Origin of the sequence: Pseudomonas sp. B19(2017) (assembly GCF_002113165.1) — a bacterium.
GTDB lineage: Bacteria > Pseudomonadota > Gammaproteobacteria > Pseudomonadales > Pseudomonadaceae > Aquipseudomonas.
Genome location: NZ_NEJR01000008.1, coordinates 26894 through 38860, shown reverse-complemented (window position 1 = coordinate 38860; position 11967 = coordinate 26894). Strand labels below are relative to the sequence as shown.

Genomic DNA, 11967 nt, shown 5'->3' with positions numbered 1-11967 from the left:
AAGCAACCTTATGCAAAGCAGCAGCACTCTATTTCCCGTGGCCCTGCTCAGTGCCGAACGCCGCGGCGACCTCAGCGAAGACGTGTACCGGATCAAGGCCGGCAACAGCCCTGACCCCAGCGTCGAGCTGGCTGTCACCCGCCTGGGGCTGGCTGATCAGGACCAGGCCCAGGGCGTGCCGGTCATTCTCCTGCACGGCAGCTTCTCCAACCGCCGATTCTGGTATTCGCCCAAAGGGGTTGGCCTGGGGGCCTATCTCGCCCGCGCCGGCTTCGATGTGTGGATCCCGGAAATGCGAGGTCACGGCCTGTCGCCGCGCAACCATGACTGGAAGCACAACAGCGTTGCCGCCTATGCCCGCGATGACCTGCCGCTGATTGCCGCGTTCGTGCGCGAGCAATCGGGCCAGACGCCGCATTGGGTGGGCCATTCCCTGGGGGGGACGACCCTGGCGGCAGCGCTTGGCGGTGGTTTTCTGGCTGCCGGGCAGGTCGCCAGCGTGGCGCTGTTCGGTACTCAGATCAGCCGGGTGTACTGGCCGTTGAAGGTACCGCCGCTGGCCTGGGGTGCGAAGCTGCTGCTCAAGCGCTGGGGGCAGATTTCCGGGCCGCGTTTCAAGCGTGGGCCGGAGGACGAGCCGATAGGCCTGGCGCTGGAGAGCATGCGCTGGCATGGCCTGTTCGGGCGTTTTGGCGACAAGCAGAACGACTGGTGGGCGGGGCTGGCCGAGGTGGATGTGCCACTGTTGGCGGTGGCCGGAGCGGGGGACTTCCAGGACCCTGTGTGGGCTTGCCGCAAGCTGTTCGAGCAGTTGGGCGGTGAGCGCAAGCAGTTTCTGCGGTTGGGGCGCGAGGAAGGCTTCGAGGCTTTCGGGCATGTCGACATGCTGGTGAGCAAGGCCGCGCAGGTGCAGGTGTGGCCGTTGGTGGAGCGTTGGCTGCGGGATCCGCTTGTGCCGGTGCATGAATCCACGGTGGTGGCGGAGCCTGTGCCCATCAGCTGAGTTTGCGCCGCCTGTGCTGGCCCTTTCGCGGGCACGCCCGCTCCCACAGGGACCTCACAGCATTCAGCCCCTGTGTGATCCCTGTGGGAGCGGGCGTGCCCGCGAAAGGGCCGGAACAGGCAAAACACAACTGACCACTCGGTCCCGGATGACTGCAATGGGCTCTACGGTGTAGCCTCTACCGATACCCGCTTTCGTTGTGACTGACAGGAGCTTCCCATGCAGCATTACGTAACGCCCGACCTGTGTGATGCATACCCGGACCTGGTGCAGGTGCTGGAACCGATGTTCAGCAATTTTGGTGGCCGTGATTCGTTTGGTGGCCAGATCGTTACCATCAAGTGCTTCGAAGACAACTCGCGGGTCAAGGAGCAGGTCGAGCTCGATGGCAAGGGCAAGGTCCTGGTCGTCGATGGCGGTGGCTCGCTGCGCCGCGCACTGCTCGGCGACATGCTAGCCGAAAAGGCTGCCAGAAACGGCTGGGAAGGCCTGGTGATCTACGGCTGCGTGCGTGACGTCGACGTGCTGATCCAGACCGATCTTGGCGTACAGGCCCTGGCCAGCCACCCGATGAAGACCGACAGGCGCGGCGTCGGCGAGCTCAACGTGGCAGTGACCTTCGCCGGGGTGACCTTCCGCCCGGGCGAGTACGTGTACGCCGACAACAATGGCGTGCTGGTTTCGCCAAGCCCGCTGAAAATGCCTGCATGATGCGCCGCCTGCGCTGATGGAGCTTTGATGTTCGAGGAAGACAACGCGCAGTGGGGGTTGGTACATGCCCTGGTGCTCGATGGCAAAGGCGGCGCGCGCTCGGTTGCCCGTACCGAGCTGAACGACCTGCAGCTGCAGCCCGAGCAGAGCCTGTGGCTGCACTGGGACCGCAGTCATCCGCAAACCCGCACCTGGCTGTTGAATGACAGCGGCTTGAGCGCGTTTGCCTGCGAGCTGCTGCTGGAGGAAAACACCCGGCCGCGCCTGCTGCCGATGGCCGATGAACAGCTGTTGCTGTTCCTGCGTGGCGTCAACCTCAACCCGGGTGCAGAGCCCGAAGACATGGTCTCGGTACGCATCTTCGCCGAGGCGCAGCGGGTTATTTCGCTGCGCCTGCGGCCGTTGCGCGCCAGTGACGAGATTCTCCAGCAGCTGGAGGAGGGCAGGGGCCCGAAATCGGCTTCCGAGCTGTTGCTGCTGATGGGTGAACTGCTGACCGAAAAGGTCCAGGGCCTGGTCAGCGACCTGTCCGAACTGGTCGATCTGGAAGAAGAAAAGGTTGAATCCGACGAACGGTACACTCCGGAAAACGGCTGCCTGCAGCAGATCCGTCGGCGTGCCGCCGGTCTGCGGCGTTTCCTCGCCCCGCAGCGGGAGATCTACGCCCAGCTTTCGCGCAGCAAATGGAGCTGGTTTGTCGATGCCGACGCCGATTACTGGAACGAGCTGAACAACAGCCTGATCCGCTACCTCGAAGAGCTCGACCTGACCCGCGAGCGGGCGGCACTGGTGCTGGAAAGCCAGGATCGCCGGCGCAGCGAGCGGATGAACCGCACCATGTACCGCTTCGGCATCATTACCTGCATCTTCCTGCCCATGAGCTTCATCACCGGGCTGCTGGGTATCAATGTCGGCGGTATCCCGGGGGCGGAAAACCCCTATGGCTTCCTGTTTGCCTGCATCGTCGTGCTGGGGCTGGCGGTGGGGCAGTGGTGGCTGTTCCGGCGGTTGCGGTGGGTCTAGATTTGTTGCGCCTGTCCTGGCCTCTTCGCGGGCTTGCCTGCTCCCACAGGTACAGCGCCGCTGCTGAAACTGGCGCGGTCCCTGTGGCAGCGGGCGTGCCCGCGAAGAATGCATCGCGCATTCATTTTGAAACATTCGTCCCAATGCGATGTGTGACCCATCGCCCGGCCATCTCGTCTCTGACTGACACTGCGCGAGGTGCCCATGCACGATCCGTTTGAAGAATCCCTGCGCGACCTGCTCAAGGCGTCACCCTCCGGCAATGACCGGGATGACCGGGACGACGCCGCCTGCCTGGGTCGCGTGCTGAAAACCGCCAACCGCCAGGTTGGCGCAGGTGATCTGTTCAGCCTGCTTGGCCGCTGGAGCCAGGCGCTGCTGATCGCCGTGAACAATGGCGCGGCGCATGTTGCGCCGGTGCGTCGACATTCTTCCCGCAACGCTGCCAACGGCAGCAAAGCAGATAAGGCCGATTGAATATGGAACTCGATCTCTGGACCCAGAGCCTGGTCACTGCCATGACTGCCCTTTGGACCAAGGTAGCGAACTTCATCCCTAACCTGTTCGGCGCGCTGGTCGTGGTGCTGCTCGGTTTCGTGGTGGCCAAGCTGCTCGACACGCTGCTGTCCAAACTGCTGGCCAAGTTCGGCCTGGACCGCCTGATGGGCGGCACCGGGCTGACCAAGATGCTCGGCCGGGTCGGCATCCAGGTGCCGATCTCGACCCTGGTCGGCAAGATCGTCTACTGGTTCGTGCTGCTCATCTTCCTGGTCTCGGCCGCTGAATCGCTGGGCCTGGAGCGCGTGTCGGCAACCCTCGACATGCTCGCCCTGTACCTGCCCAAGGTGTTCGGTGCAGCCCTGGTGCTGCTGGCCGGCGTGCTGCTGGCCCAGGTGGCCAACGGCCTGGTGCGCGGCGCTGCCGAAGGCATCGGGTTGGAATACTCGGCGGGCCTGGGGCGTATTACCCAAGGCCTGGTGATCATCATCAGCATCTCGGTGGCCATCAGCCAGCTGGAGGTGAAAACCGACCTGCTCAACCATGTGATCGTGATCGGGCTGATTACCGTTGGTCTGGCCGTTGCGCTGGCAATGGGCTTGGGTAGCCGCGAAATCGCCGGGCAGATCCTGGCCGGCATCTACGTGCGCGAGCTGTATCAGGTGGGCCAGCAGGTGCGGATTGGAGAGGTCGAAGGACATATCGAGGAAATCGGTACGGTCAAGACGACGCTGCTGACCGATGATGGCGAACTGGTGTCGCTGTCCAACCGCGAGCTGCTTGAACAGCGCGTCAATAGCCGCTAACCGCACAAAGCTGTTAATGTATGCCGCCGCGAAAATCGACCCACGGGGTCGCGCGGCGACATTGACCTGACTGTCGGCCAGATCCGTTTTGAATAAAGTTCATTCGCCGCCCATGCGTTATGACCCCCGCGAGCTCACCGACGAAGAGTTGGTGGCGCGTTCGCATGAGGAGCTATTCCACGTTACCCGCGCCTATGAAGAGCTCATGCGGCGCTACCAGCGGACCCTGTTCAACGTCTGTGCACGTTACCTGGGGAACGACCGTGACGCGGACGATGTCTGTCAGGAAGTCATGCTGAAAGTGCTGTACGGGCTGAAGAACTTCGAGGGTAAGTCCAAGTTCAAGACCTGGCTCTACAGCATCACCTACAACGAATGCATTACCCAGTACCGCAAGGAGCGCCGTAAACGCCGGTTGATGGATGCCTTGAGTCTGGACCCTGTGGAAGAGGCGTCCGAAGACAAGGCTCCCAAGCCGGAAGAAAAAGGCGGGCTGGACAAGTGGCTGGTGCATGTGAACCCGATTGACCGGGAAATCCTGGTGCTGCGATTTGTCGCAGAGCTGGAATTTCAGGAAATTGCCGACATCATGCACATGGGCCTGAGCGCAACGAAAATGCGCTACAAGCGCGCGCTAGACAAGCTTCGAGAGAAATTTGCCGGCCTTGATGAAACTTAGTGGCCTGCAAATATCTCTAACGAACCGGCGAGTTCTGCTAGACTTGCCGTCGAGTTGTCCCCCTTGTTTGTGGTGGGACTGCTTAACTATCACCAGATGGGGATTTAACGGATGAAATTGAAAAACACCTTGGGCTTGGCCATTGGCTCGCTCGTCGCTGCTACTTCCTTCGGCGTTCTGGCTCAAGGCCAAGGCGCTGTGGAAATCGAAGGCAACGTTACCAAGCAGTACTACGACAGCGAACGTAACTTCAAGAACGACGGCACCAATCCTGGTGTTCGCCTGGGCTACTTCCTGACCGACGACGTTTCCCTGGACCTCGGCTACAACGAGACCCACAACGCGCGTGGTGAAGTCTTCAACAAAGACATCAAAGGTTCCAAGGCCAAGCTCGACGCTACCTACCACTTCGGTACCGTGGGCGACGCTCTGCGTCCATACGTTTCCGCCGGTTTCGCTCACGAGAGCCTGGGCCAGGCCACTCGTAGCGGCCGCGACCACTCCACCTTCGCCAACGTTGGCGCTGGCGCCAAGTGGTACATCACCGACATGTTCTTCGCCCGTGCCGGCGTAGAAGCCATGTACAACATCGACAACGGCAACACCGAGTGGGGTCCGACCGTTGGTGTTGGTCTGAACTTCGGCGGTAGCCCGAAGCAAGCTGAAGTCGCTCCGGCTCCAGTTGCCGAAGTGTGCTCCGACTCCGACAACGACGGCGTTTGCGACAACGTCGACAAGTGCCCTGACACCCCGGCCAACGTTACCGTTGACGCTGATGGCTGCCCGGCTGTTGCCGAAGTCGTTCGCGTTGAGCTGGACGTCAAGTTCGACTTCGACAAGTCGGTCGTCAAGCCAAACAGCTACGGCGACATCAAGAACCTGGCTGACTTCATGAAGCAGTACCCACAGACCACCACCACCGTGGAAGGTCACACTGACTCCGTCGGCCCAGACGCTTACAACCAGAAGCTGTCCGAGCGTCGTGCCAACGCTGTCAAGCAGGTCCTGACCCAGCAGTACGGCGTTGAATCCAGCCGTGTTGACTCGGTTGGCTACGGCGAAACCCGTCCGGTTGCCGACAACGCCACCGAAGAAGGCCGCGCTATCAACCGTCGCGTTGAAGCTCAGGTAGAAGCCCAGGCCAAGTAATTGGTTTGAAGCTTCAGGAAAAACCCGGCCTCGGCCGGGTTTTTCTTTGCCTGGGATTTGTGTCACTTGTGACGGCCTCTTCGCGGGTAAACCCGCTCCCACAGGTACTGCACCGATTTCATTACAGGTGCAGTACCTGTGGGAGCGGGTTTACCCGCGAAGGGGCCAGATGAGGCACCCTATCATCCAGCAATTGCCACAAGGTCCCGAGCCACCTGCTCTCCAACCACCTCCCCAATCACCACTATCGCCGGGCTACGCAAGCCAAACCCGCGCGCATCCTCGACCATACCCCGCACATCGCTCCTGCACTCCCGCTGCTGCGGCAACGAGGCATTTTCGATCATCGCCACCGGCGTCGCCGCTGCCATGCCCCCTTCAAGCAACCCTTGGCGCACCTGCTCCAGCCTGGCCACGCCCATGTACACCACCAGCGTCGTGCCGCCCTGGGCCAAGGCCGCCCAGTTCAGCTCGCTGTCGTCCTGGGTATGAGCGGTGACCAGCGTCACGCCCCGGCTCACACCCCGTGAGGTCAGGGAAATCCCGCATTGCGTGGCGCCAGCCAGGCCGGCGGTGATGCCGTTGACCACTTCCACCTCGATACCATGCCCCTGCAACCACAGCGCCTCCTCACCGCCACGGCCGAAGATGCACGGGTCACCGCCCTTGAGCCGTACCACGCAGCGCCCTTGCCGCGCATGGCGCAGCATCAGGCGCTGGATGAACGCCTGCGGCGTGGAGCGGCAGCCGCCGCGCTTGCCCACGGCAATCACCCGGGCCTGCGGGCAATGCGCCAGCAGCGCCGGGTTGACCAGGTCGTCGATCATCACCACGGCAGCTTGCTGCAAGGCGCGCACAGCCTTGAGGGTGAGCAGTTCGGGGTCACCAGGGCCGGCACCAACCAGCCAGACTTTTGCATTCATCAGGGTTTCCTCATCGGCAAGGCGCGTTCAGCCCTTGAGCAGGGTGAGCAGCAGTATCAGGTTGAACAGCAAGGACAGCAGGGCCAGGGTGCGCCAGACCTTCAACGGCTCGCGCTCCAGCAACGGCCGTGGCCGGCTGGGCAGTTCCTGGCGGTCGCCCCGTTCGAGTAGCAGCAGCCAATGTTCCGCTGTTTCGAAGCGCTGCGCCGGATCGGCTGCCAGCGCCTGCTGCAGGTTATGCTGCAGCCATTCCGGCAGGTCGGGGCGGTAGCGCGCGGCGCTGACCGGCTGGCCAAAGCGCGGGCGCTGGAAGGCCTCCACCTCGCCGTACGGGTAGTGACCGGTAAGCAGGTGATAGAGCGTCACGCCCACGGCATACAGGTCCTGGCGTGGGCTGGGCGGCTGGCCGTCGAACGCTTCCGGGGCAATGTACGTCGGTGTGCCCGGCAACTCGTGCAGCGGGTCTTCGGACAGGCCCGGGCAGTAGGCCAGGCCGAAGTCCAGCAGGCGCAGCTGGCCATCGCTGCCCAGGTGCAGGTTGTCTGGCTTGATGTCGCGGTGCAGCAGGTTGCGCCGGTGCAGTACGCCGACTGCCTGCAGCAATTGCCTGGCCAGCTCCAGCCACTGCGGCATGGGCAGCGGGCCATGTTCGGCCAGAAGCGCCGCCAGGCTCTGGCCGGGGTATTCGCGCATCACATAGTACAGGTGCTGGCGCTGGCTGGCGGCGTGCAACTCGGGAAAGTGCCGACCCGCGACCCGGCGCAGGAACCATTCCTCCAGCAACAGCCCTTGCGCCGCGCCAGGCTCCCGCTCGCGTGCGGCGGGCAGGGTCTTCAGCAGCCAGGCCTGGCCCTGGCCATCGCGTACCCGGTACAGCAACGACTGGCGGCTGTGCGACAGCAGCTTTTCGGTTTGCCAGCCATCGATGACCTGGCCCTCACGCAGCGGGCCGGGCACCGGCCAATGCTGCAGCTGTGCCAGGGTGTCGCCCAGGTTGGCCGTGCCCAGATGTTCGACCTGCACCAGCAAGGCACTGGCATTGTCCTGGCTGCCGTTGAGGTGCGCGCTGGCGACCAGGGTGTCGACTGCCAGTTGCAGGTCGGGTTGCTCGCGCAGCACCGCCTGGATGTGCTGGTCGCCCAGGCTGGCCCATACGCCATCGCTCAGCAGCAGAAAGCACTCGCCCGGCTGCAGCTCGCCTTCCAGATAATCCACCAGCAGGTGCTGGTCCAGGCCCAGTGCTCGCTTGAGTACATGCTGCATGCCCGGCTGGTCCCATACATGGTCTTCGCTCAGGCATTGCAAGTGCCCAGCGTGCCAGCGGTACACGCGGCAATCGCCTACATGTGCCAGGGTGAAGCGCCGGCCACGCAGCACCAGCGCGCTGAGGGTGGTCAATAGTGGTTGGCCACTGCCTTGGGCGCGCAACCAGCGGTTCTGCGCCAGCAGCAGGCGGTCGAGTGCCTGGGCCACGCTCCAGGTCGCAGGGGTGGCGTAATAGTCCAGGGCCAGCGCCTGCAGGCTGGCACGGGCTGCCAGGCCGCCATCGGCACATTGGCTGACGCCGTCGGCGAGGGCGAACAGGTAGCCCTTGCTGGCGGCCAGCTCCGGCGCCGGGGTAACCAGGCGCAGGGCGTCCTGGTTTTCCTCGCGTGGCCCGGTGGCGCTGGCCTGGGCAAAGTTCAGTTGCAGGCTCATGGCTATGCCTCAGACGCGCGCCGCAGTAACCGCAGCCGAGCCCCAGGTGGTGCGCCAGCGCTGTTTCACGCCGTGCAGGCCGAACCAGGCCAACAAGCCCAGGCTGGCGAACAGCCACAGCCCCAGCTGGTAGTCACCGGTGTGCTGCTTGATGGTGCCAAGCCCGGCGGCCAGCAGGAAGCCGCCGATGCCGCCGGCCATGCCGATCAGCCCGGTCATCACGCCGATCTCCTGGCGGAAGCGTTGCGGCACCAGCTGGAACACTGCGCCATTGCCGGCTCCCAGGCCGAGCATGGCGCTGACGAACAGGGCCAGTGCGGCGGCGGCACCGGGCAGGTTGAAGCCGACCGCGGCGATGCAGATAGCCGCCACGCTGTACATGCCCAGCAGCGTGCGGATACCGCCGAAGCGGTCGGCCAGGGCGCCGCCGAGTGGGCGCATCAGGCTGCCGGCGAATACGCAGGCAGCGGTGTAGTAGCCGGCGGTGACCGGGCTCAGGCCATACTGGTCGCTGAAATAGCCGGGCAGGGCGCTGGCCAGGCCGATGAAGCCGCCGAAGGTGACGCTGTAGAAGAACATGAACCACCAGCTGTCACGGTCGCCCAGGGCCTTGAGGTAGTCGGCCATGGCTTTTGGCTTGGGCCGCTGCGGGGCATTGCGTGCCAGCAGGGCGAACACCACAATGGCCAGCGACAGCGGGATCAGCGCAAAGCCGAACACATTGTGCCAGCCAAAGCCCGCAGCCAGCGCCGGGGCCAGCAGGGCGGCGAACACTGTGCCGGAGTTGCCGGCACCGGCAATGCCCATGGCTTTGCCTTGATGCTGTGGTGGATACCACTGCGAGGCCAGTGGCAGTGACACGGCGAACGAAGCGCCGGCAAAACCGAGGAAAACGCCCAGCAGCAGCGCTTGTTCATAGCTGTGTACGCCCAGGTGCCAGGCAGCGGCGAGGGCGACAATGACCACTACCTGGCCGATCAGCCCGGCGGTTTTGGGCGACAGGCGGTCCACCAGCACGCCCATGGCAAAGCGCAGGACCGCCCCGGCCAGGATCGGTGTGGCCACCATCAGGCCCCGTTGTTGTGCACTCAGCTGCAGATCGGCGGCAATCTGCACCGCCAGTGGGCCAAGCAGGTACCAGACCATGAAGCTGAGGTCGAAGTACAGGAACGCGGCGAACAGCGTGGGCACATGCCCGGATTTCCAGAAGCTGGTACTCATCGAACACCTCACTCGGCAATGCAACGGAACGAAAAAGACGCCGCCACCCGCTCCACGTGGGTGGAGGGGATAGCGACGTCTTTGTCGGGATTTAAGTGGGGCAACCGCCGTTGGCTACCGGTGCACTAACCTCAGCAAGAGCCGGGCCAACTCTCCGTGATGCAGTCCCTTTGTAGGAGCGGCCTTGTGTCGCGATGGGCTGCGTGAAGCAGGCCGCTAGCCCAACATCTCATGCATGGCAATGATCTGCTCGGCCACCTGGATCAGCTTCTGCTGCCGGCTCATGGCCTGGCGGCGCATCAGGGTGTAGGCCTGTTCTTCGTTGCAGTCCTTCATCTTCATCAGCAAACCCTTGGCCTGTTCGATGCGCTTGCGCTCGGCCAGTTGCTGGTCACGCGCAAGCAGCTGCGCCTTCAGCGCCTGGTCACTTTCGAAGCGGGCCATGGCCACATCCAGGATCGGCTGCAGCCGCGCGGCATGGATGCCTTCGACGATGTAGGCACTGACCCCCGCCTGGATCGCCTGGCGCATCACTCCGGGGTCGTGCTCGTCGGTGAACAGCACGATCGGCCGCGGTTGGTCACGGCTGACCAGCACCACCTGTTCCATCACATCGCGGTCCGGTGAATCGGTATCGATCAGCACCACGTCCGGGCGCACCGTTTCCACGCACGCGGGCAGGTCGATGGTCAGGCCAGGGGCTTCTATGACCTCGAAGCCGGCCTCGCTCAAGGCCGCCTTGAGGCGGCCGAGTTTGCTCTGGGTGTCGTCGATCAGCAGTATGCGCAACATGAACGGTCCCCCTCACGCGCCGACACGGGTATCAGGCAGGTCGCCCAGAGCATGCAGGCGGAAACTGCGGGCATATCCGTAGGGGTCGCTGCCATCCCAACGGCTGCCGTCGATCAACAGGCTGCTGCGCATCGGCTGCTCGGGGCAGGCCACGCCGAGGCTTTGTGCCGCCTCGCCATACAACGCCAGCTGCTGGACCTGGCGGGCCACGCCGAGGTAGTCGGGGTCTTCGCGCAGCAGGCCCCAGCGGCGGAACTGGGTCATGAACCACATGCCGTCGGACAGGTACGGCAGGTTGGCCCGGCCGTGGTCGTGCAGGCGCAAGGCGTGCGGGTCTTGCCAGTGGTTGCCCAAGCCATCGTGATAGCTGCCGAGCAGGCGCGGTTCGATACTCGCCAGCGGGGTGTTCAGGTAGGCGCTACCGCTGAGCAGTTGCGCAGTGCTGCGGCGGTTTTCCGGGCTTTGCTCGATGAAGCGGCTGGCGGCGAGGACCGCCTTGACCAGCGCGCGGGCACTGTTGGGGTATTGTTCGGCAAAGGCGCGGGCGCAAGCCAGGACCTTTTCCGGGTGGTCCGGCCAGATCGATTGGCTGGTGGCCAAGGTGAAGCCCTGGCCGGTGGCCACAGCGTCGGCAGCCCAAGGTTCGCCCACGCAGAAACCGTCGATGCGCCCGGCCTGGATATGCGCGGCCATTTGTGCCGGGGGCACCACCACGCTGTCGACGTCGCGCAACGGGTGGATGCCCTGGCTGGCCAGCCAGTAATACAGCCACATGGCGTGGGTGCCGGTGGGGAAGGTCTGGGCGAAGGTGAGGCGTGCGCCACGCTGGTGCACCAGTTGCGCCAGTGCTTCAGGGTTGGTCACGCCTTTGCGCTGCAAGGCCGGGGACAGGTTTATGGCCTGGGCGTTCTGGTTCAGTCCCATGAGCACGGCCATGGCGCTGGCCGGTACACCGCCGATGCCCAGGTGCACGGCGTAGACCAGGCCATACAGGCAATGCGCGGCATCCAGTTCGCCGCTGACCAGCTTGTCGCGTAGCCCGGCCCAGGAGCCCTGGCGCTTGAGGTTGAGGGTAAGGCCATGCTGCTGGGCGAAGCCCTGGGTGGCGGCGACTACCACCGAGGCGCAGTCGGTCAGGGCCATGTAGCCGATGTTCAGGCTGGGCTTTTCCGGGGCATCGCTGCCGTTGACCCAGGCCAGGGGCGTTGCTCGGGGTACAGTGTTCACAAGGTTCCTCGCCCGTACTGATAAGGCAGTGGGCTTTTCCGGTGCAACCGATGTGCCAGCTGACAGCAGCACTGTGGAGCAACTGCCTTGTGCCGCCTGCACTGGCCTCATCGCCGGCAAGCCGGCTCCCACAGGTACAGCACAGGTTTCAGCCCTTGTGTTGTACCTGTGGGAGCCGGCTTGCCGGCGATGAGGCCAGTGCAGGCCCACGATTTGCTGTCATGCCGGCCCCGCGCT

12 protein-coding genes are annotated in these 11967 nt (G+C 64.0%); 7 read left to right on the top strand and 5 right to left on the bottom strand.

Annotated features, from left to right (window positions below):
• The first annotated feature begins 10 nt into the window (after nt 1–10).
• From CAF70_RS13235 to CAF70_RS13205, 7 genes are all read left to right on the top strand, one after another.
• Nucleotides 11–1003, top strand: coding sequence for an alpha/beta fold hydrolase (locus CAF70_RS13235; RefSeq protein ID WP_256573289.1), 993 nt, complete (start codon nt 11–13; stop codon nt 1001–1003).
• Nucleotides 1004–1222: 219 nt separating this feature from the next.
• The gene (gene rraA / locus CAF70_RS13230; RefSeq protein WP_085625214.1) at nt 1223–1714 is read left to right on the top strand and encodes a ribonuclease E activity regulator RraA; all 492 of its coding nucleotides are present in this window, start codon (nt 1223–1225) and stop codon (nt 1712–1714) included.
• 27 nt (nt 1715–1741) lie between these two features.
• Nucleotides 1742–2737, top strand: coding sequence for a zinc transporter ZntB (locus CAF70_RS13225; protein ID WP_085625213.1), 996 nt, complete (start codon nt 1742–1744; stop codon nt 2735–2737).
• 204 nt (nt 2738–2941) lie between these two features.
• Nucleotides 2942–3214 carry a hypothetical protein gene (locus CAF70_RS13220; RefSeq protein WP_004376140.1) on the top strand — a complete coding sequence of 91 codons (273 nt, stop codon included), beginning with the start codon at nt 2942–2944 and terminating at the stop codon, nt 3212–3214.
• 2 nt (nt 3215–3216) lie between these two features.
• Nucleotides 3217–4041 carry a mechanosensitive ion channel domain-containing protein gene (locus CAF70_RS13215; protein ID WP_085625212.1) on the top strand — a complete coding sequence of 275 codons (825 nt, stop codon included), beginning with the start codon at nt 3217–3219 and terminating at the stop codon, nt 4039–4041.
• 112 nt (nt 4042–4153) lie between these two features.
• Nucleotides 4154–4720, top strand: a complete 567-nt coding sequence (gene sigX / locus CAF70_RS13210; protein WP_085625211.1) for an RNA polymerase sigma factor SigX — start codon at nt 4154–4156, stop codon at nt 4718–4720.
• A 111-nt stretch (nt 4721–4831) separates the two neighbouring features.
• On the top strand, nt 4832–5869 hold the full coding sequence (locus tag CAF70_RS13205) for an OmpA family protein (protein ID WP_046616285.1): 1038 nt from the start codon (nt 4832–4834) through the stop codon (nt 5867–5869).
• A gap of 182 nt (nt 5870–6051) precedes the next feature.
• Here CAF70_RS13205 and cobA read toward each other — a convergent pair whose 3' ends face one another.
• From cobA to CAF70_RS13180, 5 genes are all read right to left on the bottom strand, one after another.
• Entirely contained in the window at nt 6052–6792 is a 741-nt protein-coding gene (cobA, locus tag CAF70_RS13200) for a uroporphyrinogen-III C-methyltransferase (protein ID WP_085625210.1), read from the bottom strand.
• A gap of 27 nt (nt 6793–6819) precedes the next feature.
• Nucleotides 6820–8490, bottom strand: coding sequence for a bifunctional protein-serine/threonine kinase/phosphatase (locus CAF70_RS13195; protein ID WP_085625209.1), 1671 nt, complete (start codon nt 8488–8490; stop codon nt 6820–6822).
• A gap of 9 nt (nt 8491–8499) precedes the next feature.
• Nucleotides 8500–9711, bottom strand: a complete 1212-nt coding sequence (locus tag CAF70_RS13190) for a NarK/NasA family nitrate transporter (protein ID WP_085625208.1) — start codon at nt 9709–9711, stop codon at nt 8500–8502.
• Between the two features lie 216 nt (nt 9712–9927).
• On the bottom strand, nt 9928–10503 hold the full coding sequence (locus tag CAF70_RS13185; protein ID WP_013971673.1) for an ANTAR domain-containing response regulator: 576 nt from the start codon (nt 10501–10503) through the stop codon (nt 9928–9930).
• A 12-nt stretch (nt 10504–10515) separates the two neighbouring features.
• On the bottom strand, nt 10516–11730 hold the full coding sequence (locus CAF70_RS13180) for a CmpA/NrtA family ABC transporter substrate-binding protein (protein WP_085625207.1): 1215 nt from the start codon (nt 11728–11730) through the stop codon (nt 10516–10518).
• Nucleotides 11731–11967 lie beyond the last annotated feature (237 nt).

Coding starts and splice junctions, on each gene's coding strand:
- CAF70_RS13235 (WP_256573289.1), top strand. CDS start 11: ATGCAAAGCAGCAGCACTCTATTTCCCGTGGCCCTGCTCAGTGCCGAA.
- rraA (WP_085625214.1), top strand. CDS start 1,223: ATGCAGCATTACGTAACGCCCGACCTGTGTGATGCATACCCGGACCTG.
- CAF70_RS13225 (WP_085625213.1), top strand. CDS start 1,742: ATGTTCGAGGAAGACAACGCGCAGTGGGGGTTGGTACATGCCCTGGTG.
- CAF70_RS13220 (WP_004376140.1), top strand. CDS start 2,942: ATGCACGATCCGTTTGAAGAATCCCTGCGCGACCTGCTCAAGGCGTCA.
- CAF70_RS13215 (WP_085625212.1), top strand. CDS start 3,217: ATGGAACTCGATCTCTGGACCCAGAGCCTGGTCACTGCCATGACTGCC.
- sigX (WP_085625211.1), top strand. CDS start 4,154: ATGCGTTATGACCCCCGCGAGCTCACCGACGAAGAGTTGGTGGCGCGT.
- CAF70_RS13205 (WP_046616285.1), top strand. CDS start 4,832: ATGAAATTGAAAAACACCTTGGGCTTGGCCATTGGCTCGCTCGTCGCT.
- cobA (WP_085625210.1), bottom strand. CDS start 6,792: ATGAATGCAAAAGTCTGGCTGGTTGGTGCCGGCCCTGGTGACCCCGAA.
- CAF70_RS13195 (WP_085625209.1), bottom strand. CDS start 8,490: ATGAGCCTGCAACTGAACTTTGCCCAGGCCAGCGCCACCGGGCCACGC.
- CAF70_RS13190 (WP_085625208.1), bottom strand. CDS start 9,711: ATGAGTACCAGCTTCTGGAAATCCGGGCATGTGCCCACGCTGTTCGCC.
- CAF70_RS13185 (WP_013971673.1), bottom strand. CDS start 10,503: ATGTTGCGCATACTGCTGATCGACGACACCCAGAGCAAACTCGGCCGC.